The organism is Streptomyces sp. NPDC094448, assembly GCF_044763775.1.
In the GTDB taxonomy this organism is placed as follows: Bacteria; Actinomycetota; Actinomycetes; order Streptomycetales; family Streptomycetaceae; genus Streptomyces.
The window spans coordinates 17,046-39,233 of the sequence record NZ_JBIWGU010000006.1; the positions used below are offsets into that span (position 1 = coordinate 17,046).

14 protein-coding genes are annotated in these 22,188 nt (G+C 74.9%); 7 read left to right on the plus strand and 7 right to left on the minus strand.

Annotation, left to right across the window (positions count from 1 at the left end; translation table 11 throughout):
* Positions 1–16 precede the first annotated feature (16 nt).
* The 3 genes from ACIQ9E_RS13080 to ACIQ9E_RS13090 all read right to left on the minus strand — a co-directional run bounded on the left by ACIQ9E_RS13080 (position 17) and on the right by ACIQ9E_RS13090 (position 7,670).
* Positions 17–4,816, minus strand: coding sequence for a hypothetical protein (locus tag ACIQ9E_RS13080; RefSeq protein WP_403706281.1), 4,800 nt, complete (start codon positions 4,814–4,816; stop codon positions 17–19).
* 87 nt (positions 4,817–4,903) lie between these two features.
* On the minus strand, positions 4,904–5,818 hold the full coding sequence (locus ACIQ9E_RS13085) for a hypothetical protein (protein WP_403706283.1): 915 nt from the start codon (positions 5,816–5,818) through the stop codon (positions 4,904–4,906).
* Positions 5,819–6,143: 325 nt separating this feature from the next.
* A complete protein-coding gene (locus ACIQ9E_RS13090) occupies positions 6,144–7,670 on the minus strand; it encodes a hypothetical protein (protein ID WP_403706284.1) in 1,527 nt (508 codons plus the stop codon).
* Between the two features lie 414 nt (positions 7,671–8,084).
* On the opposite strand from ACIQ9E_RS13090, the gene ACIQ9E_RS13095 reads away from it, so the two are divergent.
* The 3 genes from ACIQ9E_RS13095 to ACIQ9E_RS13105 are packed head-to-tail and all read left to right on the plus strand — an operon-like array spanning position 8,085 to position 10,326.
* Positions 8,085–8,849 (plus strand): LamB/YcsF family protein, encoded by a 765-nt coding sequence (locus tag ACIQ9E_RS13095; RefSeq protein ID WP_403706286.1) that lies wholly within the window; start codon positions 8,085–8,087, stop codon positions 8,847–8,849.
* Complete coding sequence (gene pxpB, locus ACIQ9E_RS13100; RefSeq protein WP_403706288.1) at positions 8,846–9,463, plus strand: 5-oxoprolinase subunit PxpB; 618 nt, start codon at positions 8,846–8,848, stop codon at positions 9,461–9,463. Before ACIQ9E_RS13095 ends, pxpB begins: the two co-directional genes overlap by 4 nt.
* Complete coding sequence (locus tag ACIQ9E_RS13105) at positions 9,460–10,326, plus strand: biotin-dependent carboxyltransferase family protein (protein ID WP_403706289.1); 867 nt, start codon at positions 9,460–9,462, stop codon at positions 10,324–10,326. The genes pxpB and ACIQ9E_RS13105 overlap by 4 nt, the downstream gene beginning before the upstream one ends.
* On the opposite strand, the gene ACIQ9E_RS13110 is transcribed toward ACIQ9E_RS13105, so the two are convergent.
* The 3 genes from ACIQ9E_RS13110 to ACIQ9E_RS13120 all read right to left on the minus strand — a co-directional run bounded on the left by ACIQ9E_RS13110 (position 10,313) and on the right by ACIQ9E_RS13120 (position 16,662).
* Positions 10,313–14,140 (minus strand): hydantoinase B/oxoprolinase family protein, encoded by a 3,828-nt coding sequence (locus ACIQ9E_RS13110; protein WP_403706291.1) that lies wholly within the window; start codon positions 14,138–14,140, stop codon positions 10,313–10,315. The genes ACIQ9E_RS13105 and ACIQ9E_RS13110 overlap by 14 nt on opposite strands.
* A 372-nt stretch (positions 14,141–14,512) precedes the next feature.
* Entirely contained in the window at positions 14,513–15,931 is a 1,419-nt protein-coding gene (locus ACIQ9E_RS13115) for a HEAT repeat domain-containing protein (RefSeq protein WP_403706293.1), read from the minus strand.
* 329 nt (positions 15,932–16,260) lie between these two features.
* On the minus strand, positions 16,261–16,662 hold the full coding sequence (locus tag ACIQ9E_RS13120) for an ankyrin repeat domain-containing protein (protein ID WP_403706295.1): 402 nt from the start codon (positions 16,660–16,662) through the stop codon (positions 16,261–16,263).
* Positions 16,663–17,049: 387 nt separating this feature from the next.
* On the opposite strand from ACIQ9E_RS13120, the gene ACIQ9E_RS13125 reads away from it, so the two are divergent.
* Positions 17,050–17,244 carry a hypothetical protein gene (locus tag ACIQ9E_RS13125; protein ID WP_006350415.1) on the plus strand — a complete coding sequence of 65 codons (195 nt, stop codon included), beginning with the start codon at positions 17,050–17,052 and terminating at the stop codon, positions 17,242–17,244.
* Between the two features lie 49 nt (positions 17,245–17,293).
* Positions 17,294–18,922 carry a hypothetical protein gene (locus ACIQ9E_RS13130; RefSeq protein WP_403706297.1) on the plus strand — a complete coding sequence of 543 codons (1,629 nt, stop codon included), beginning with the start codon at positions 17,294–17,296 and terminating at the stop codon, positions 18,920–18,922.
* Between the two features lie 127 nt (positions 18,923–19,049).
* Here ACIQ9E_RS13130 and ACIQ9E_RS13135 read toward each other — a convergent pair whose 3' ends face one another.
* The gene (locus ACIQ9E_RS13135) at positions 19,050–20,549 is read right to left on the minus strand and encodes a PLP-dependent aminotransferase family protein (protein ID WP_403706299.1); all 1,500 of its coding nucleotides are present in this window, start codon (positions 20,547–20,549) and stop codon (positions 19,050–19,052) included.
* 101 nt (positions 20,550–20,650) lie between these two features.
* Here ACIQ9E_RS13135 and ACIQ9E_RS13140 point away from each other — a divergent pair, with 101 nt between their 5' ends.
* Both ACIQ9E_RS13140 and ACIQ9E_RS13145 read left to right on the plus strand, forming a co-directional pair.
* On the plus strand, positions 20,651–21,370 hold the full coding sequence (locus tag ACIQ9E_RS13140) for a YitT family protein (RefSeq protein WP_403706301.1): 720 nt from the start codon (positions 20,651–20,653) through the stop codon (positions 21,368–21,370).
* Positions 21,367–22,143, plus strand: a complete 777-nt coding sequence (locus tag ACIQ9E_RS13145) for a glycerophosphodiester phosphodiesterase family protein (protein WP_403706302.1) — start codon at positions 21,367–21,369, stop codon at positions 22,141–22,143. The genes ACIQ9E_RS13140 and ACIQ9E_RS13145 overlap by 4 nt, the downstream gene beginning before the upstream one ends.
* Positions 22,144–22,188 lie beyond the last annotated feature (45 nt).

Below are 22,188 nucleotides of genomic sequence, written 5' to 3' on the forward strand. Positions count from 1 at the left end.
GCCCGGGGCGGGTGGGTCAGGCCGGGGATGCGCCGCCGGGGGACGGGACGGGCCGGGTTCGCTGTTCGGGCGCGGGCGGGCTTGCCTGGGCCGGGAGCGGGGGGATATCGCCGTGGGACCTGCGGAACATCCGGGTGGCGGTGATCTCGCCGTGGATCTGCTCGCCCGTGCTCTCCGGCTGGGGCAGTCCCGGCCGCAGATGCTCCTCCACGCTGATGTACTTCAGCCCCGCCCGCAGATCCGCATCGTTCCGCAGCCGGATGACCAGCGGGAACTCCGCGAGGGCGGTGGTGTCGAAGAGTCCCGTGGTGTAGAGGAGCTGGACGCCGAGGGCGTCGGAGACCGCCCGCTGGAGTTCCAGCAGATAGGTGGCGTTGGCCCGGCCGATGGGGTTGTCGAGGAAGAGGGTTCCCGCGTGGCGGTGCCGGTCGCGGCCCCGGTCATTGCTGCGGAGCGCGGCCATCGTGCAGTAGAGCGCGATGGCGGCGGTCAGCAGCTGGCCGCCGGAGAAGACGTCGCCCATCTGTCCGACGGGGACCCGTTCGGCCCGCAGTACCGCATCCGGCTTGAGGATCTCCACGGCGATGCCCTTGGGCTGGAGCGCCGCCTGCACGCCCCGGAGCAGCAGCGACATACCGTCCCTGCGGCCCTCTCCGTACGCCACGGAGGCGTTCTTGCGCAGCGCGGAGCGGGTCGCCTCGTCGATGACCTCGCCCAGCCGCTCCGCCAGGGCCGCCTGGTCCGGCTCCTCGAAGCGGATCCGCAGGAACTCCTGACCCGACCACTCCCCCAGACCCTCGGGCAGCCGGGACAGCCGCTGGGCCGAGCGGAGTGTCGCCAGCGCCGATTCGACCAGTCCGCGGAGCCGGTCGACGATGGTGTCGCGGTTGCGTTCCAGCTGTTCCAGCTCGTCGGTGAGTACCCGCAGCCGGGGGGCGAAGGCCTCGGCCCAGGCGGCCGCGTGCTCGGGCAGCGCACCGGCGGGCAGTTCCCGGATCTGCTGGCGGGCCGGGGTGCGGACCTGTTCGTAGCGGGTGGAGTTGGCGTGCCGTACGAGGATGTCGGAGGCTTCCCGTACGGCTGCTTCCGCCGCGGACAGCTCACCGGCGCAGCCGCGCAGGGAGCGGCGGGCCTCGGCGGCGGACCGGCGGGCCTCGGCGAGCCCGTCGGGATAGGCCTCGGGCTGCTCCCGCTGTCCGGTTTCGGGGGTCTGCTGGTCCGGGTGGTCGCGGAGCAGATCGCGCAGTTGGACGGCGGTCTCGTCGAATCCGGTGGCGCCGTCCTCGGCGGTGCGGTGGGCGTCGAGCAGGGTGCTGTGGGCCGCGCGGGCGGTGTCCAGGGCGTCGGTGCGGGCGGCCAGCTCGGTGGTGGCGGTACGGAGCAGGAGCTGGGCGTGGTCCGCGTCGCCGGGGGCCAGTTCGGCGGGGAGTTCGGTATGGGCGGTGCCGTCGGCGGGGGCGAGCCGCTCGGCCTCGCCGCGCAGCCGGCCGAGCTTCTCGCTGGCCTCGGACGCCCGTGACTCCAGCATCTGGACCAGGGACTCGGCGCGGGCGGCCGCGGCCTGGCGGGAGGGCCCGTCGGCGCCGTCGGTGCTCTCCAGCAACTGGGCGGCGCGGGTGCGGACCTTGTTGGTGAGGCGGTCCAGTTCGGCGAGGGCGGCGCTTTCGTCGCTCTCGGCGCGGGCCTGTTCGGCCCGGAGATCGGCGCCGACGCCGACCTTCTCGTAGAGCTGTGACGCGGCGCGGTAGGCCTCGCGCAGCGCGGGCAGTGCGGGGCGCGGCGCGTCGGCTCGGGTACCGGTCGGGTCCTCACGGTCCACGCCGTCCACGCCGTCCATGCCGTCCACGCCGTCCATGCCGTCGCCGGGAGCGTTCTCCGGGGCTCCGGCGATCTCGGCGCGTTCGGCGCGCAGGGCGCGGGCGGTGCGGCGGGCGTCGTCGCCGGCGCGCTGGGCGGCGCGGCGGTCCTCGTCGGCGGCCTTGGCCCGCTCCCAGGAGGTGGTGGCGCGGGCCTCCGCCTCGACGGCGTCGTCGGCCAGCTCCCGCAGTTTGACCTGCCAGCCGGCCCGTTCCCGCAGGCGGTAGGCGAGTCCGGCGAGGGCGTCGGCGGCGCGGCGGGCCCGCTGGGCGGTTTCCTGGCGGTCCTCGCGGATCCGGGCGGCCTCGGCGGCGGCTTCGTCGGCTTCGTTCCGTACGGCGCGGGCCCGGACCAGCTCGTCCCGGGCCGCTTCGGCCGTCTCGCGGGCGGCGGCGGTGCCGTGGGCGAGTTCGGTGAGCATGCCGGGCGGGCAGTCGGCGCGCCAGGAGGCGATACGGGCGGCGAGGGCCCGGTCCCCGGCCAGGCGGGCGGCGAGGGCGCGGATCTCCTCGTCCCGGGCGGCGGCCCGGGCGCGCAGGGCCTGCCGCTCCTCGTCGGCGGCGCCCTCGTCGTGCATGGCGGGGTTGGGCGGTACGAGGAAGACACCGGAATCGCCGTTGCCCGCCGGGTCCGTACCGGGCGGTGGTACGGGGGCGAGGAGGGCCGCGGCGGTGCCGACCGCGACGGCGGAGCGGGGCAGCAGGGCCGCGGCGCCCAGGACCTCCCGGGCGCGGAGGTGGGAAGCGGGGTCGGTGATGACGACGCCGTCGACGAGTTCGGGGCGGGCGGCGAGTACGGCGGCGTGGTCGGCTGGGTCGACGGCCTGGGCGAGGTAGCGCCAGCCGGGCAGGGCGGGGATGCCGTGTTCCGCGAGGTACTCGACGGTGGCGAGGACGTCGGGGCCCGGGGGCAGCAGTCCGCCGTCGCCGAGGGCGCCGAGGATGCGGGCGTCGTCGGCGGCGGCGGTCCGCAGGTCGAAGAGGCGGCGTTCGGCTTCGGTGACGTACTGGTCGAGGAGTTCGCGCAGATCGTCGGCCCAGCGGTCCAGCTCCTCGGCGGAGAGCGGGGTGTCCGTGGCGCGGGCGGGGGCGCTGCCGCCCGCGGCCGTACCGGCGGAGGGGAGGCTGAGGAGTTCGGCGAGCCGGGTGTCCTCGGCGATGGCGGCGGCTGCCCGGTGTTCCGCGGTGTAGGAGTGTTCGGCGGCCGCGGCGGCGTCGGCGGCGCGGGCGGCGGCCAGTTCGGCGCGGGACTCCGCGGCGGCGGCCTCCTTGGCCCGGTCGGCGGTGGTCCGGCCGGTCTCGCGGGCGGTGTCCCAGGCGGCGACGGCGGTCTTCTCGGCGTCGCTGGCGGCGAGGGCGGCCCTGGCCGGGTCGGCGTCGGGCGCGGTGTCGTCCAGCCAGCCGGCCCGTACCGCTTCGGCGGTCTCCTGTTCGACCTCGGCGAGCCGCTGGCGGAGGTGGCCGATCTCGCTGCGGGCGCGCTGGGCCTCGGTCGCGGCGGCGGTGGCGTCCCGGTGGGCCGCTTCCCCCGCCTCCTGGAGGGCGCTGGACCGCTCCTCGTGTTCGTTGGCGAGCCGTTCGCCTTCCCCGGCGGCCGCGTGCAGGGCACGGACCAGGTCGGCGGCGGCGTGGGCGCGGGCGGCCAGGGCAGGGGCCGCGTCCCGTTCGGCCTCGCGGATCGCGGCGGCGACCCTGGCGGACCGGTCGGCCGCGGCCCGGTGGCGCAGTACGGCTTCGGCGGCCTGCCAGGCGGAGTGGAGGGTGCGGGCGTCGGTCAGTTCGCGCCGCCGGCCGGCGGCGCCCTTCTCGGCCGCGGTCAGGGCGAGGGAGGCGTGCCGGTAGGCCAGTTCGGCGGCGACGAGGGAGCTGCGGCCGCGGGCGCCTTCGGCCTCGGTGACGGTGTGGGCGGCGGCGGTGGTCTGCTGGGCCAGTTCGGCGGCGCGGGCGCGTTCGGCGGCGGCGCGGGCCAGCAGCCGGCGGCTGAGGGTGCGGGTGCGGCGTTCGGCGGCGGTGTGGATCTCCCGGGCGCTGGCGCGGGCTCCGGCGGCTTCGACGATCCGGGTCAGGAGGTCGACGGAGCCCGCGGTGAAGTCGCGTTCGGCGGTCAGTTCGGCCCGTCGGCCGATCTTGTTGCCGAAGCCGCTGACGAGATCGGCGAGGCCGTCGGTGTCGCGGGTGTCGGTGACGGCCCGCAGCAGCAGATCGGTGAAGTCGGAGTCCTTCTTGACCGCGAAGAGTCCGGCGGCCTCGCCCTCGTCGGCGTTCATCTCGCGCTGGTAGCGGAAGAGTTCGGGGTCGAGGCCGAGATCGCCGAGGTGTTCGTTCCAGCGGTCGTGGATCTCCTCCCAGTGGACGTCGAGATGGGGGTAGGCCTTGCCGGCGTCGGTGAGGGCGTCCCGGAAGCCCTTCATGGTGCGGCGGCGGCCGCGGGCTCCGGAGACGCCTTCGGCCGGCGGTCGTACGGAGGTGGCCTCGGCGACCGGGAGGGAGTCGAGGCCGAGTCCGGGTCCCGGCCGGAAGGAGTACCAGGCCTCCGCGAACTTCCGGGGGTCGTTGGAGACCTGGCGGCCGCGCCATTCGCTGACCTTGCCGACGACGACGAGTTCACCGGTGAGGGTGTGCTGCCACTCCAGGGCGACATGGCCGCAGTCGTCGGCGAGCAGGAATTTGCGCAGGACGCCGGAGCTGGCGCCGCCGAGGGTGTTGCGGTGGCCGGGCAGCATCACCGAGAAGATCAGCTTGAGCAGGACGGACTTGCCGCCGCCGTTCTCCAGGAAGAGCACGCCCGCGGGGGCGGGGCGGCGCGGCGGGCCGACCGGCTCCTCCTCGAAGAACTCCGCCTGGGCGGGCGCGGGGTCGGGCACCGGCTCGCCGACTCCGCGCAGGTCCAGCACGGTGTCGGCGTAGCGCGCGCCGGCCGGCCCGATGGAGTAGAGGCGAACGCGGGACAGCTCGTACATGGCGGCGGACTCTCAGAGGTCGACTGGTCGGAATACCGGGTTGCCGGGGGGGGCGGGGCGGCGGGTGCCGCCCGGCCGGGGCGGGGCTCAGGCGTGGAAGGGGAGGCCGGCGTCGGCGGCCAGTTCCAGATCGTCGCCTTCGGGCGGGGGGAGCAGGGTGGCGGCGCCGTCGCTGACCGGGACGACGCCCAGGTCGAGCAGTTCGGCCATGGCGGCGGTGCCGGCGAGATCGCGGACCTGGAGCTGGTAGCGGGCGGTGGTGCGGTAGGTGCCGCCGGAATCGTCACCGGTGCGCTGGAGGAATCCGGAGTCGGTGAGGAAGGCGACGGCCTTGCCGACGATGCCGGTGGTCGATCCGGCGAGGCGGCGGGCGTCCTTGGTGGCTCCGGTGGCGCTGCGGCGGGCCCAGATCCGCCAGGCGGACTCCAGCCCGGGGGCTCCGGTGGCGGGATCGCTGTTCTCGCCCTGTTCGCCGGCGCGCTCTTCGAGGCGGCGGCAGGCCTGCCGGACGAAGGCGTCCACGCCGTTGACGGTGACCCGGCCGATGTAGCCGTCGTCGGCGAGGTCTTCGGGCCGGGGGAAGGCCATGGTGGCGACGGAGAGGTGCGCCAGTCCGTGGAGGAAGCGGTCGGCGGAGTCGGCGGCGGCCCGGCGGGCGTAGTCGCCCATGCGGACCGCGAAGACGGAGTCCTCGTCCGCGGTGACGGCCATGCCCGCGCGGGCGGAGACCTCCAGGACGACGAGTCCGAGGCCGGTGGCGACGGCGTCGGCGAGGCGGGCGAAGGCGCTGTCGTCCCGGTAGCGGCGGAGCAGTTCGGCGTACTCCGCGTCGCGGGCGGGGAGGAGTTTGGGCTGGAGTCCGAAGGCGACCAGGCGGGCGGCGTCGGCGGCGTCGGCCGGGGTGACGGCGGATACCGCGGCGGGCGCCGCCGGCCGGTCCGCGGCGAGAGCGGGTGCCTCGGTCTCCTGGGCCGGTTCGCGCTCGGTCTGCGATGCGGTCACTGGGCGGGCTCCTCGTGCGGACAGGGTGAACACGGCGGGCAGGGTGGGCAGGGGGACGCCGCTGCGGTACGGCGGCCGGGGTCCGGTCCCCGGTGGTGCGGGTACGGTGCTTCGGCGTGCCACCGCGGGCCGGGGCGCCGGGTGACCGGTACCCGGCGGCGGACCGGCGGACCGGAACCGGCGGATGGCCGGACACCGGGCGGACGGGACACCGCTCGGGCGCCCCGGGCGGCGGGGCCGACGGTCGCCCGGCCCGGTCCGGATGCGCCACCGCGGTGCCGGGCGGGGCGGTGGCGCCGGGCGCGGCCGCGGTACCGGGCGGGTGTCATACCGCCTCCGTACGGTCGGCGGCCATTCCGGCGGCATCGAGCAGCGCCGTACCCACGATGAGGTCGGCGCCGCCGAATTCGGGGTCGTCCAGCCGGGTGCCGTCGTCGACGGCGAACAGCAGCTTCTCCTCGCCCTGGCGGTAGGCGGTGCCGACCGGGGGGCTGGCCGCGTGGACCGCGAGGAGGGCCACCAGATAGGGCAGTTCGGGGTCGCGGCGGCGGGCGTCGGCCAGCAGTCCGGAGAGCCGGCGGGGCGCGTCGTGTTCCAGGTCGAGCAGTTCCATCGCCCGAGCCAGCTGCTCTTCGCTGAACCGGCTGTCGTCGGGGGTGGCGATCAGATCCGGCTCGGGCATCTCGGCACCGAGGTGCTCCCGTTCGACGGGGGGCGTCAGCAGCAGTTCGACGAGATCGCCGACGCGGACCGAGGACGGGGTGCGTAGTCCGGTGCCGTGGGCGAAGAAGGCGTCCGTGACCTTGATGGCCCCTTCCAGGGGCAGCGGCAGGACGGGGGCGAGGAGCTGTCCGTAGAGGTCGAGGCCGGTGCGGGTGGTGGGGCGGGCGAAGGCCTGCCGGTCCTGTTCCGCGCGGAAGAGGGGACCGGCCTCCAGCAGCCGGGACTGGAGCTGGGTGTGGCGGCGGATGCAGTCCTTGACGATATCGACGAGTTCGGCGGCGCGGCGCTTGTTCTCGGGCTCCTCGGCCTCGTCACGCGCCCGGCGGATATTCGTCAGGATGGCGTTCTCGTGGCGGTAGCGGTCGGCGACGTGGTCGAGGGCTTCCGCGATCATGTCGGGGACCGTGTTCAGCCAGTCGACGGCGCGGACGTTGCGCCGGGTGGCCTCCAGGGTGCGGCGGAGGGTCTCCGAGTACTGCACGGTGCGGTAGCGGGCCTGTTCGGCGGCGAGCTGGGCATCGGCCAGCCTGCCGCGGCTGATCAGGACCTCCAGCTTGACCTCGGCGGCGATCTGGGCGCTGGTCACATCGGTGTCGAGGGCGCCGACGAGGACGTTGACCGCCTCGTCGGTGGTGCGCAGATAGACCGCACCGCCGTAGCCGGGGACCTCCTCGACGAGTTTGAAGTCGTAGTCGCGGCGGGTGTAGACGCCGTCGGCGCCGAAGGTCCCGTACACCGCGCGGAAGCCGCGGTCGACACTGCCGACGTTGATCAGGTTCTCCAGCACCCAGCGGGCGACGCGTTCGTGCTCGGCGGCGGGGCGCCCGGGGGCCTGGGCGGCGATCCGGGGCAGCAGTCTGGCGACTATCTGGTCGTGGTCGGCGCCGGTGTCGAAGTCCATGTGGAGGGTGACCAGGTCGATGGCCGCGAGGGCGACCTCCGCCATCGCGTAGACCGAGTACTCGCCCGCGAGGTTCGCCTTGCGCGTGTCCAGATCGTGCAGCGGGGCGGTGCAGGCGAGGGCGCGCAGCCGCCGCGCCAGCCCCTCGTCGGCGGCCGGGCCCTGCGCGGGCCGCGGCCCCGCGCTGAGCTGGGGCGGAACGGAGTCCGTCGAGGCAGGCGAAGTCACGGTGCACAGATTAGGTCCTCACAGTGACAACGGTCGAAACGGCGAATCGTCCGGCTTGTCCCATGCGGGGTGTCGGTGCCGCAGACCGTGGGCTACGGTCCGGCTGTCACGGCTCTTCCGGGCCGTGCCGGTACGGTCGGCCCGGCCTGCGGTGCCTGCCCCGGGACGGCCGGAGATCCGCGGCCGAGGACTTCCGTACGCGTGCGGGCGTCACCGCCGGCACCGGGCGGGTGCCGCGATATCACTCCGGTACGACCGCTGTGAGCGCGGTGCGGGCCGCGGGTGTCGCGGCCGCGGTGAGCGCCGTACCGCAGTGAGAGCTGTGACCGCAGTCAAGGCCGTGACCACAGTGAAAGCTGTGACCGCAGTAAAGGCTGTGACCGCCGTGACCGTTGCAGGGACAGGAGGAGACGGATGACTGAGGCGTCCATCGACCTCAACGCCGATCTGGGCGAGGGGTTCGGCCGCTGGCGGCTCACCGACGACGAGCAGCTGCTGTCGGTGGTGACCAGCGCCAATGTCGCCTGCGGCTTCCATGCGGGAGACGCGGCGACCATGCGGGAAGTGTGCCGGATCGCGGCCGAGCGGTCGGTACGGATCGGCGCCCAGGTGGCATACCGGGATCTCGCCGGTTTCGGGCGGCGGGCGATGGAGGTGCCGCCGGCCGAGCTGGCGGCCGAGGTCGCCTACCAGATCGGCGCTCTGGAGGTCTTCGCCCGCGCGGCCGGGTCCCGGGTGTCGTACGTCAAACCGCACGGCGCCCTGTACAACCGCGTGGTGCGCGACGAGGAGCAGGCGGCGGCCGTGGTGGAGGGGGTGGGGCTGGCGGGCGGACGGCTGCCGCTGCTCTCGCTGCCGGGCTCCGCGCTGCACTCCCTGGCGGAGAAGGCCGGACTGCCGGTGGTCACCGAGGGGTTCGCGGACCGGGCGTACACCGCGGAGGGCACGCTGGTGCCGCGCGGCGAGGCGGGGGCGGTGCTGTCGGACCCGGCGGCCGTGGTGGAGCGGTCGGTGAGCATGGCGCGGTCCGGGGTGGTCGGGGCCCGCTGCGGGCGGACCGTCGCGGTACGGCCCCGGTCCCTGTGCGTCCACGGGGACACCCCCGGGGCCGTGGCGCTGGCGCGCCGGGTGCGGGCGGGTCTGGAGGAGGCCGGGATACGGGTCGAGGCGTTCGGATGAGGGTACTGCCGGCGGGCGACCGGGCGCTGCTGGTCGAACTCGCGGACGGGGAGGAGGTCGGGGCGTTCCACGCCGAGGTGCTGCGGCGGCGGGCCGCGGGCGGACTGCCGCCGGTGACGGAGATCGTTCCGGCGGCCCGGACCGTGCTGCTCGACGGGGTCGCGGATCCCCGGCGGCTCGCGGCGGAGCTGGCCGGATGGACCTTCGGGCCGGCCGGGGCGCGGGCGGAGGCGGTGGTCGAGGTGCCGGTCCGTTACGACGGGCCCGATCTGCCGCGGGTGGCGGCGCTGTGGGGGGTGGCGGAGGAGGAGGTCGCCGCGATCCACTCGGCGGCCGGATTCCGGGTGGCGTTCTGCGGGTTCGCCCCCGGCTTCGGCTATCTGACCGGGCTGCCGGAGCGGTACGCGGTGCCCCGCCGGGCCACCCCGCGGACCTCGGTGCCCGCGGGTGCGCTGGGGCTGGCCGGCCCGTACACCGGTGTCTATCCCCGTTCCTCGCCCGGCGGCTGGCAGCTGATCGGCCGGACGGAGCTGACGCTGTGGGATCCGGGCCGGGATCCGGCGGCGCTGCTGTCGCCGGGGGCGCGGGTGCGGTTCGTCGTGGAGGGGCCGTGAAGGACCGGGTGGTCGTGGTGGTCCGGGCCGGCCCGCTGACCACGGTGCAGGATCTCGGCCGGCCGGGCCGGGCCCATCTCGGGGTGCCCCGTTCGGGAGCCCTGGACGCGCCCGCGGCCCGCTGGGTGAACCGGCTGGTGGGCAATGCGGAAGGGGCCGCCGTGCTGGAGACCACGGTCGGCGGCTGCGCGGTGCGGCCGCGCCGGACGGTCACGGTGGCCGTCGGAGGTGCGCCCTGCGCGGTGCGGGTGGACGGCCGTCCGGTGGCCTGGGGGGCGCCCGTGCGGGTGCCCGCCGGGGCGGTGCTGGACATCGGGCGGGCGGTCCGCGGGGTGCGGACGTACGCCGCGTTCGCGGGCGGTATCGCGGTGGAGCCCGTCCTCGGCAGCCGCTCCACCGATCTCCTGTCGGGTCTGGGGCCTCCGGTGGCGGCGGAGGGCATGGAGCTGCCGCTGGGGGTTCCGGCCGGGCCGCCGGCCGTGACCGGCGGGGTGATGCCCTGGGCCGGTCCGCCCGCCGAACTGGTGCTGCGGGTCCGGCCGGGTCCCCGTGACGACTGGTTCGGCCCGGACGCCCTGCGGGTGCTGCTGTCGGGCGGACACCGGGTGGCGGCGGCGAGCAACCGGATCGGGATGCGTACGGAGGGCCCGGTGCTGCGGCGGACCCGGCCGGAGGAGCTGCCGAGTGAGGGGATGGTGCTGGGCGCGGTGCAGGTCCCGCCGGACGGAAGGCCGGTGGTGTTCCTCGCCGACCATCCGACGACCGGCGGCTATCCGGTGGTGGCGGTCGTCGACGCCCGTGATCTCCCCGGGGCGGCCCAGGCCGTGCCGGGCACCCCGGTCCGCTTCGTCACCGCGCGCTGAGGTCCCGGCCGCCCGCCGGTTCGGGGCCGTAGCCCCCGCCGCCGGGGGTCTTCACGACCAGGACGTCGTCCGGGGCGACCTCCGTGGTGTCGGTGCCGGAGAGCGGGGTCACGGTTCCGTCGGCGCGTTCGACGGAGTTCTCGCCGAGGGCGCCGGGGCCGCCGCCCGCCATGCCGTAGGGGGCGATCCGGCGGTGGCCGGTGAGCAGGGCGACGGTCATCGGTTCGAGGAAGCGGATACGGCGTACGGCTCCGTTCCCGCCGTGCCTGCGGCCCCGGCCGCCGCTGCCGCGCCGTACGGAGAAGGAGTCGACCCGTACCGGATAGCGCCATTCGAGGATCTCGGGGTCCGTGAGCCGGGAGTTGGTCATATGGGTCTGGACGGCGTCCGCGCCGTCGAAGCCGTCGCCCGCTCCCGAACCGCTCGCCACGGTCTCGTAGTACTGGACCCGGTCGTTGCCGAAGGTCACGTTGTTCATGGTGCCGGAGCCCTCCGCCTGGACTCCGAGGGCCGCGTAGAGGGCGCCGGTCACGGCCTGGGAGGTCTCCACATTGCCCGCGACGGTCGCCGCGGGCGGCCGGGGAGCGAGCATCGAACCGGGCGGCACCCGGATCTCCAGCGGTTCCAGACAACCGCTGTTGAGGGGGATGTCCTCGGCGACGAGGGTACGGAAGACATAGAGCACGGCGGCGGTGACCACGGACGTCGGCGCATTGGTGTTGCCCGGCTGCTGGGCCGAGGTGCCGGTGAAGTCGATCACCGCGCTCCGGCGCTGCCGGTCGACGCGTACGGCGACCCGGATCACGGCCCCGGCGTCGGTCTCGTACGCGTACGATCCGTCACCGAGCCGGGCCACGATCCGGCGGACCGACTCCTCGGCGTTGTCGCGGACGTGCCGCATATAGGCGTGGACGACGTCGAGGCCGAACTGGTCGGCCATCCGCCGGAGTTCCGCGACGCCCTTCTCGTTGGCGGCGATCTGGGCGCGCAGATCGGCGATATTGGCGTCGGGGGCCCGGGAGGGGTATCGGGCGCCGGTGAGCAGGGCCCGGGTCTCCTTCTCGCGCAGCCGCCCGTCCCGTACCAGAAGCCAGTTGTCGAAGAGGACGCCCTCCTCGTCGACGGTGGTGCTGAAGGCGGGCATGGAGCCGGGGGTGATCCCGCCGATCTCCGCGTGGTGGCCGCGGGACGCCACCAGGAACAGCAGGTCGCCGTCCGGTCCGCCGAAGACCGGGGTGACCACCGTGACATCGGGCAGATGGGTGCCGCCGTGGTACGGGTCGTTGATGGCGTACACATCGCCGGGCCGCATTCCGGGCCCCTCTCCCGACCGGTTGCGCCGCAGCACCTCCTTGATGGAGTCGCCCATGGACCCGAGGTGGACCGGGATGTGCGGGGCGTTGGCGATGAGGTTGCCTTCGGCGTCGAAGAGGGCGCAGGAGAAGTCGAGCCGCTCCTTGATGTTGACGGAGTGGGCGGTGTTCTCCAGCCGGACGCCCATCTGTTCGGCGACGGACATGAAGAGGTTGTTGAAGACCTCCAGCAGGACGGGGTCGGCGGCGGTTCCGGCGGCCGTCCGGGCGGGGCGGGGGGTCGCGCGGGTGAGCAGCAGGTGTCCGCCGGTGGCGGCCGCGGCCCGCCAGCCGGGGTCGACGACGGTGGTGGCGTCGTCCTCGGCGAGGATCGCGGGTCCGGTGACGGTGTCCCCGGGGTGCAGGTCGTCACGCCGGTACAGCGGTACGGAGCGGTGGGCTCCGGACAGGAACAGGGGGACGTGGTCCCGGGGCGCGGGGTGGTCCGGAGCGCCGGTCCCGGCGGCGGTACGGGCTCCGGTACCGCGCGCGGGCCGGTCGGCGGGCGGCTGGTCCCGGTCCCGGCCGCCGGCGATCGGCCGGCCGGCGGCATCGCGGTCCGCCGTCCGGGGGCCGGCGGCATCGCGGTCCGCCGTCCGCCGGTCGGCGGGCCCGTCAGCGGCGGGCCGGTCGGCGGGCGGGGGCGCGGGCTGCCCGGAGCCGTACTCCCCTGCCGCCGTGCCGGTGGCCTCCACCGATACGGATTCGACGACCAGGGGCTTGTCCATCACGAAGCCGTAGCGGGCGCGGTGGACGGTTTCGAAGGCCTCCCGTACGGCGGAGGCGGTGTCCAGGGGCACGGGCAGCCCCGCGTCGGTGCCCGCGTACCGGACGACCACCCGGGCGCGGGTGGTGATCGAAGCGTCGGGCACCCCGTCGGCGCGGAGTTCGGCGCGGGTCCGGTCCGCGAGCCGTCCGGACCGTTCGCGGACCCGTTCGATGGTGGCGTCGGCGAGGGCGGCCTCCACGGACTCCTCCCGCAGGGCCGTGGCGTCGGCGAGGCCGATGCCGTAGGCGGAGAGCACCCCGGCGAGCGGCGGAACGATCACGGTGCCGACGCCGAGGGCGTCCGCCACGGCGCAGGCGTGCTGGCCCCCGGCGCCGCCGAAGGAGTTGAGTGCGTAGCGGGTGATGTCGTAGCCGCGCTGTACGGAGATCTTCTTCACGGCATTCGCCATATTGAGTACGGCGATCTCCAGGAAGCCGGCGGCGACCTGCTCCGGGGTGCGGGCGGTGCCGGTGTCGCGCCGGACGCGGGCGGCCAGTGCGGTGAACCGCTCCCGGACGGTGCCGGCGTCGAGCGGCCGGTCCCCGCTCCGGCCGAAGACGGCCGGGAAGTGGGCGGGCTGGATCCGGCCCAGCATCACATTGGCGTCGGTGACGGTCAGCGGGCCGCCGCGCCGGTAGCAGGCCGGGCCGGGGTCGGCGCCCGCGGAGTCGGGCCCGACGCGGTAGCGGCGGCCGTCGAAGTGGAGGACGGAGCCGCCGCCTGCCGCGACGGTGTGGATGTTCATCATGGGGGCACGCATCCGGACCCCGGCGACGAGGGTGCCCTGCGCCCGTTCGAACTCGCCCGCATAGTGCGAGACGTCCGTCGACGTACCTCCCATATCGAAGCCGACGACCCGCTCGAATCCGGCCTGTGCGGCGGTACGGGCCATGCCGACGACGCCGCCCGCCGGGCCGGACAGCACGGCGTCCTTGCCGCGGAAGTGGGCGGCTTCCCTCAGTCCCCCGTTGGACTGGAGGAACATCAGCCGGATGCCGGGCAGTTCGGCGGCGACCTCGTCGACGTACCGCCGCAGGATCGGCGAGAGATAGGCGTCAACGACGGTCGTATCGCCGCGGGGCACCAGTTTGATCAGGGGGCTGACCTCGTGCGAGCAGCTGATCTGGGTGAAGCCGAGGTCGCGGGCGGCGCGGGCGACGAGGGTCTCGTGGCCGGGGTGGCGGTAGCCGTGGAGCAGGACGACGGCCGCGGCCCGCAGTCCGTCGTCGCGGCAGGCGGCGAGCCGTTCGGTGACGGCGGCCAGGTCGAGAGGGCGGACGATACCGCCGTGCGCGTCGACGCGTTCGGGGACCTCGACGACGCGTTCGTACACCGGTGGCGGCAGTTCGATCCGGCGGTCGAAGATCCGGGGCCGGTTCTGGTAGGCGATGGAGAGGGCGTCGCCGAAGCCTTCGGTGATCAGCAGGACGGTGGGTTCGCCGCACCGTTCCAGCAGGGCGTTGGTGGCGACGGTGGTGCCCATACGGACGGCGGAGACCCGTTCGGCGGGTACGGGCTCACCGGGTCCGATGCCGAGGAGCAGCCGGATTCCGGCGACGGCGGCATCGCGGTAGCGACCGGGGTCGTGGGAGAGGAGTTTGCGGGTGACGAGCCGTCCGTCGGGCCGCCGCCCGACGATATCGGTGAAGGTGCCGCCCCGGTCGATCCAGAACTCCCAGCGTCCGGTCGTCATGCCTTCATTGTGGCGCGGGGCGGGGCGGCGGGCCCGTGCACGGGGTGCGGACGCTGCCGCCGGGGTACGGAAACACCCTGGGCGCGGATGCCTGCCGCCGCGGTACGGGGACACCCGGGGCGCGGCACGGGATCGCGCGGGCCGCCCGGGGCAGCGCTGCCTCTGCGGCAACCGCGGCTGCCGGGAGCGGTACGGCTCGGGCACGCCCGGCGGCATCGGGCCCGGGGTCCTGCGGCGTCGCGGGGTGGGCCGGGGGGCCTGCGGGCCGCCGGGCCCCCGGGCCGTTCCGGGCAGCGGGGCGCCTGCCCGGCGGCATCGTGCGGAGGGCCGGTGGTGTCCGGGGTGCCGGGCGCCCCGGACACCGGCGGGCGATCAGTGCGAAGGGGCCTCCGGGACCATTCTGCTGCGGACCGCGGTCTGGACCTCGGCCTCCTCCGCCGGATCGGCGGCCAGTCGGCGCAGTCTCTCCGCGACGCGCAGATCACCGGTCTCGGCGTGCCGGGCGGCCACTTCCCTGGTGGTCTCCTCGCAGTCCCACAGGCATTCGACGGCGAAGCCGGTGACGAAGGTGGGGTCGGTCGCGGCCAGGGCCCTGGCGGCGCGGCCGCGGAGCCCGGAGGAGGCCGTCTCCCGGTAGACATGGCGCAGGACGGGCGCGGCGCAGGTGATGCCGAGCCGGCCGGTGCCGTCGACGAGGGTCCACAACAAGGGGGCATCGGGGCCGTCGGCCCGGACGGTCTCCCGGAGGGCGCCGAGGACGAGCATGCTGTCACCGGCCCCGCCCCGGCAGGCGAGCACACCGGCGGCCGAGGCCCCGAGGGCGTCGGGCCGGTGGACCCAGCTCCGGGCCCGGTCGACCGCGGCTTCGCCGCACATGCGCTCGAAGGCGGCGACGGCGGCCTCGGCGACCGTACGGGAGCCGGTGGCGACGGCGTACTCGACGAGGTCGAGGAGTACGGGGTCCTGGCGTTCGGCGAGGTAGTGCAGGGCGGCGCAGCGTGCGCCGTCGGCGCCGTCGCGGGCGGCCACGACGATGGCGGGCCGGTCGGCGTCGACGGCGACGGCCGCCAGGCAGCGGGCGGCGGGCACATGCAGCGGGGTGCCGCGCTCCAGACCCTGGTCGGCCCAGTCGAAGACGGCCTGCACGCTCCAGCCGGGCCGGGGGCCGGTCGGGCGCAGCTGGCGCTGCCAGCGGTCGAAGGAGCCGGCTTCCCTGGCCGCGCGGACGCGGCCGCCGACGGCGGCCCGGGGGTCCTCCTCCCAGAGCCGCCACGGCCGGGGTTCGTAGGCGTCGCGGACGGCGACGGCCAGTTCCGCTTCGCCCTCGGGCGTGGCGGGGAACCGGGCGAGGACGGGTTCGGCGAGGGCGCGCAGTCCCGCGTCGTCGTCACGGAGCGCAAGCTCGTCGAGGGCCCACTGCCAGTTGGCGCCGCGGGCCGCGTAGTCGCGGAGCAGTGCGAGGGCGTCCCGCCTGCCGTACGAGGCGAGGTGTCCGAGGACGGCGAGCGCGAGGCCGGTCCTGCTCTCGTCGTCGTCCACGGCGTCCTCGGCACCGCCCAGGTGCCGCCGGATCTCGTCCAGGCCCCCGTGGAGGTCGAGGTAGAGCCGGGCGTAGTACAGGGAGCGGTTCTCGACCTGCCAGTCGTGGCGGGGGTCGTTGAGCACACAGTGGTTGAGGGCGGCCAGCGCCTCGCCGCGGGGGGCGGCCAGCGCGTGCAGGGTGCCGTCTCCGCGGCCCCTCTGCAGCAGGCCGAGCAGCGTACCGCTCGGCGCTATGACTGGTTCGAACATGGGGAAAGCCTCACATCAAGCTCTCGACGCAACCGGGGAACGAAGACGGTCAGGCCGCGCAGCGGCCCGAGGAGCAGTTCCTCACCGGGTGGTGCGTCGTCCGCGCCCTCTGCTGGGTATCGACCATCTTCCTCGCCTCTCGTCGGTGGGTCCCAGGGGAAATCCCGGTGATGTCCGGGGCAGGACCCGTCGTCATGATGACCCACCCATATCGCCACCGCGACCACATTTACGACGCCCCTCCCCGGGGGCCTCGCGCAGCGCGCGCGAGGCCCCCGGGGAGGGCGCCGGAAACTCTCCGTGACGAACGGCGCGGGCCGGGTCGGGGGTCAGCGGTCGCCGGGTTCCCCGAACAGCTCCAGAAGCTCTGTCTTCCCAAACATTCGCGCGGTATCCACGGCGGACGGGGTTCCGGCCGCGGGATCGGCGCCGTGCGCCAGCAGGACCCGGACGACCTCGTCCTCGCCCTTGAAGACGGCGCCGGCGAGGGGCGTCTGGCCTCGGTCGTTGGCCCGGTCCGCGGCGGCGCCGCGGGCGAGGAGGGCTTCGACCGCCGGCGCGTGGCCGTGGTAGGCCGCCAGCATCACCAGGGTGTCGCCGCGGTCGTTGGTGAGGTTCGCGGGCACTCCGGCGTCGATGTACGCGGCGAGCGCCTCGGTCTCCCCCCGGCGCGCCAGGTCGAAGACCTTGGTGGCCAGTTCGACCACGTCCCGGTCGGGGGACTCACTCATCTCGGGGACCGCCTTTCACTGGGATTCGCTCCGTTTCCGGCCATCCGACCTGGGAGTACGGCGGGAACGGCCGTACGAGCGACGGACAGCGTACTGCCCGCGCGGCGTGCCGCCACCGCCCGTTCCCGCCGGGATCCACCCCACGGCGGGACACGGACGGGGACATTTGCCACGCCGTCCGGTCCGGCCCGGCGCGCAGCACTCCCCCGGCGGCGCGGCCGCTCCGGGGGGTGCCGGGCGGCCCCATCGGGGCCCCGGCGGCACGACACCATCCCCCAGTGCAGTGAAATGCACAACTTTTCACCCTTTTGCACCTTTAATCACATATGCACTTCCTGTGAGGCTGGAAGTACTCAAGGTGACTGTCCCCTCACCCAGGAGAACATCATGATCCTCTCCATCTCCGGCGTGGTCCTGCTCGCGATCATCGTCTTCCTCTTCTTCAAGAAGGACGGACTCAAGGCGTCCCACGCCCTCGTCTGCGCGCTCTTCGGCTTCTTCCTGGCGGGCACCGCGATCGCCCCCAGCATCACGGCCGGCAGCGAGAGCCTCGCCGGCCTCCTGGGCGGGATCAAGTTCTGACGGCCGCCCCGTCCCGCTCATCCCGCCCCGAACCCCCGAGGAGTACGACGTGGCCCGGCGACCACTCCCCCGCATTCTGAGCAGCGGAACCGCGCAGCTCGCCCGGAGCCGGGAGTTCGCGCGGTCGGCCGCCGACGGTGCCGCGGACGTCCTCCACCCGCTGATCACCCTCTCCCGGGGGCTGCGGGAGCTGACCGGACTGGCCCGGCGGAAATGGGCCGACACCCCGAAGGAGAAGCGCGGTCCCACGCTCTTCTTCACGGGGGCCGGAGTCCTGGCGGTCGCGTTCATCCCGTACGGGCCCCTCACGGCCCTGATCACGGTGATGGCCGCGGCCGCCTGGAAGGGGCGGGCGCGGCCGCCCGTGGACACCGGGCCCGACGAGGCCGCGACCGCGCGGCTCCAGGCCGTCTACGAGGCCCTGGTGCCGTACTTCTCGGTTCCCGAGGACCCGGCTCCGCTCTTCGCGCACGGCGGACAGTGGCAGTCCGCCCTGCACGACCCCGCCTTCGACGGCGCGGGGCGCCCGACCGCGCTGCGCATCACGTATCCGGCGTACTTCACCGACGGCGAACCGGCGGCCCGGGCCCGGGTCGAGCAGGTGCTGCACGCCAAATCGGGCCGCGGCCGGGAGTACCGCTTCGTCTGGGACGAGGAGGCGAACGAACTCTTCATGACCGTGCTGCCCGCGCTGCCCGCCACGGTCGCCGCCCAGCGCTTCGTCACCGCCCCCGGCGAGACCGTCCTCGGCTTCACCGACGAGGGCGCGGTCCCCCGGACCCTCCCGGTCCTGGACACGGAACCGGCCGGCCACCCGGACGGCGGAACACCGAGGGACGCCACCCCGGTGATCTGGCGGACCGGGCCCCGCTCGGCCGAACCCCATCTGCTGGTGGCGGGCGAGCCCGGCAGCGGCACCTCGACCCTGCTGCGGTCGATCGCCCTCCAGGCCCTCCCCCACGGCGATGTCGTGGTCGTGGAGGGCGGCGGCACCGGCGACCACGCCTGTCTGGCGGGCCGGGTCGGGGTACCGGCCGTCGAGTCCTCCCTCGCCGGGGCGGTCTCCGCGCTGGAGTGGGCGTCCCGGGAGACCGAGCGGCGGCTGATCGCGGCGAACCGGGCCCGCCAGGCCGGACTGCCCGCGCCCCCGGACACCCGGCGGCCGCTGTGGATCCTGGTGGACCGGCCGTCCGCCCTCGGACATCTGGCCGCGGCGGACGGCCGGCCCGATCCGCAGGAGCTGCTCCGGATCCCGCTGCGGCACGGCCGGGCGGCCGGGGTGGTCGTGGTGGTGGCCGAGCAGACGGACTGCCTCGACGATCTGACCGAGGCCGTACGGACCCACACCCGGGCCCGGGTGGTACTGGGGCCGCTGCGCGCGGAGCAGGTCGAAGCGGTCCTCGGCGGTCCGCCGCCGACCACACCCCTGCCGCACACCCCACCGGGCCGCGGCTATGCCCGGCTCGGCACCGGACCGGTCCTCCGGCTCCAGGTCCCGGCGGTCCCGGACCCCTACGACGACGCGACCTCGGAGGGCCTGCGCGAAGCCGTACTGGAACTGCTTCCGGAGCGCCACGACGAGCTGCCGCAGGTACCGGCCGCCGCCGAACCCGTGGAGCTCACGGCCGGGCGGACGGCGCCGGCCGGGGCACCGGGCCCGGTCCCCGCGGAGGGCTGAGGAACAGCGCGGGGACCGGGCCCGCCACGGCCACGGAGCGCCCCGCGCGTACCCCGGGCACCGCCCGCCGGTTCACTCGGTACGCCGGGGCCTTCCGCGCCACGCGGGTCCCGGCGGCCCGCGCCCGTCAGGCGACGAAGGTACGGGGTCCCTCCGCGCCCGTCGTACCGCCCTTCTCCACCAGGCGTGCCGCCGCCGCCAGCCGTACCGCCGCCTCCTCCGCGACCGGGCCGGAGACCGTGAACGGCAGCCGTACGAACCCTTCGAAGGCCCCGTCGACCCCGAACCGCGGTCCCGACGGCACCCGGACCCCGACCCGCTCACCGGCCTCGGCGATCCGGGAGCCCGAGAGACCACCGGTCCGCACCCACAGGGTCAGCCCGCCGCCGGGCACGGTGAACTCCCACTCCGGAAGCTCCCGGCGGACGGCGGCGACCAGCGCGTCACGGTTCTCCCGCGCCTGCGACCGCCGCACGGCGACCGCCTCCTCCCAGCCCCCGGTGCCCATCAGCCAGTTGACGCCGAGCTGCTCCAGCACGGGCGTCCCCAGATCGGCGTAGGCGCGGGCGGAGACCAGGGAGCGGATCACATCGGGGGCGGCCCGGACCCAGCCGATCCGCATCCCGGCCCAGAACGCCTTGCTCGCGGAGCCGACCGTCACCACCGTGCTGCCCGCCGGATCGAAGGAGCAGACCGGCCGGGGCAGGTCGAGGCCCTCGTCGAGATGGAGTTCGGACATCGTCTCGTCGACGACCAGCACGGTGCCCGCGGAGCGGGCCGCCTCCACCAGGGCGCGGCGCCGGTGATCGTCCGCCAGCGCGCCGGTCGGATTGTGGAAGTCCGCGACGACGTACGCCAGCCGGGGCGCCGCCTCCCGCAACACCTGCCGCCAGCGGTCCAGATCCCAGCCGCCGAGCCCCTCCTGCATGGCGACGGGCACCAGGCGGGCCCCGGCCTCGCGCATCAGCTGGAGGATGTTGGCGTACGACGGCGACTCCACGGCGATCCGCTCACCGCGCCCGGCGAACAGATGGCAGAGGGCGTCCATCGCGCCCATCGCACCCGTGGTGACCATGATCTGCTCGGGCATGGTGGGAATACCGCGGGCCGTGTACCGGTCGGCGAGCATCTGCCGCAGGACCGGAATGCCCGCCGGATAGTCGCCGTGGGTGTGGGCGTACGGCGGCAGCTCCTCCAGGGCCCCCTGGACCGCCCGGGTCAGCCACGGCTCGGGCGCGGGCAGAGCCGCACAGCCCAGGTCGATCATGGAGCCGAGGGATTCGGGCGGCAGCGGTTCCAGGCCGCGCGCGGGCAGCGGGTTCCCGGCCGGGACAGCGGTCCAGCTCCCCGCTCCGCGACGGGATTCGAGGAAGCCCTCCGTGCGCAGCGCCTCGTAGGCGGCGGCCACCGTCGTCCGGCTGACGGCCAGCGCCAGTGCCAGTTCCCGTTCGGCGGGCAGCCTGGTCCCGACCGGCACCCGCCCCTCCAGCACCAGCACCCGGATGCCGTCGGCGAGCGCACGGTAGGCGGGGGGCTTACGGGTGCCGGGCCCGGCCGGCCGGGGCTGCTGGGCGGCGAGCTGACGGGCCAACTGGGCCGCGCCCACTGCAGAGGTCCACCGAGACAAGGAAATCAGTCCACCTTCCGCGAATTGGCCATGGATGGCATCTGCGCCATGGCCACAGGGTGTCATGAGTCAGTCCAGTGTCACCAGGAGGGGTGGAAACCGTGTCCACAGAGCAGGCTCCCGAAGGGCCCGGCCGGCCCGCTGCCGTAGCGCCCGGAACACCGCAGGCCCGCCGGGACCGGCAGCTCGCGCGGCGGCTGATCCAGCTCTACGCGGGGCTGCTGCTCTACGGACTGAGCTGTGCGCTGATCCTCCGCGGCGGTCTCGGCCTGGAACCGTGGAACGTCCTCCACCAGGGGCTGTCCGAGCTGACCGGTCTGTCGATGGGGGTGGTGATGACCACGGTCGGCGCCCTGGTGCTGCTCCTGTGGATCCCGTTCAAGCAGCGGCCCGGTCTGGGCACGGTCTCCAACGTCGTCGTGATCGGGTTCGCCATGGACGCGGCCCTCCTCGTCCTCCCGGAGCCGGACGGACTGGCCGTACGGATCCCGGTGACGGCCGCCGGGATCGTGCTCAACGGGGTGGCGACGGGCCTCTACATCGCGGCCCGGTTCGGACCGGGGCCCCGGGACGGCATCATGACCGGTCTGCACCGGGCGACCGGGCTCTCCATCCGGCTGGTGCGGACCGTCGTCGAGGTGACGGTCGTCACCAGCGGCTTCCTGCTGGGCGGCTCGGTGGGTGCCGCGACCATCGCCTACACCCTGGCGATCGGGCCGCTGGCCCAGTTCTTTCTGCGCTTCTTCGCCCTCCCGGAGCAGCCGGGCGGCGGCACGGTGGTGGCCCGCGGCACCCCCGGCCGGGTGATACTGCGGCGGTGACCAGCGTTTCCGGCCCCGCGCCCCATCCGTATCTGGACCACCCCTCGGTCCTGCCGTTCGCCCATCGCGGCGGCGCGGCGGACGGGCTGGAGAACACCGCGGCCGCCTTCCGGCGCGCCGCGGCCCTCGGCTACCGCTGGTTCGAGACCGATGTGCACACCACGGCCGACGGACGCCTCGTCGCCTTCCACGACGCTTCGCTGGACCGGGTCACCGACGCCCGGGGCCGGATCGCGGAGCGGCCCTGGAGCGAGGTGCGGCGGGCCCGGGTGGGCGGCACGGAGCCGCTGCCGCTCTTCGAGGAGCTGGTGGAGGAGTTCCCCGAGGCCCGCTGGAACGTCGACGTCAAGGCGGAGTCGGCGCTGGAGCCGCTGCTCGGGCTGATCCGCCGGGCGGACCTGTGGGACCGGGTGTGCGTGGGGTCGTTCTCGGAGGCCCGGGTCGCCCGTGCGGCCCGGACGGCCGGGCCCCGGCTGGCGACCTCGTACGGCACGGGGGGCGTGGTGGCGCTGAGGATGCGCTCCCTCGGGATTCCGGCGCCGCTGCGCACGGGCGCGGTCTGCGCCCAGGTGCCCGAGTTCCACGGCGGGGTCCGGGTGGTGGACCGGCGGTTCGTGCGGGCGGCCCATCGCAGGGGGCTCCAGGTCCACGTCTGGACGGTCAACGAGGCGGACCGGATGCGGGCCCTCCTCGACCTGGGGGTGGATGGCATCATGACCGATCATCCGGAGACGCTGCGCACGGTACTGACCGAACGGGGAGCCTGGGTCTGACCCGCGCGTCCGCGCCGCGAGCCACAAGAGACGACTGGGGGCGCG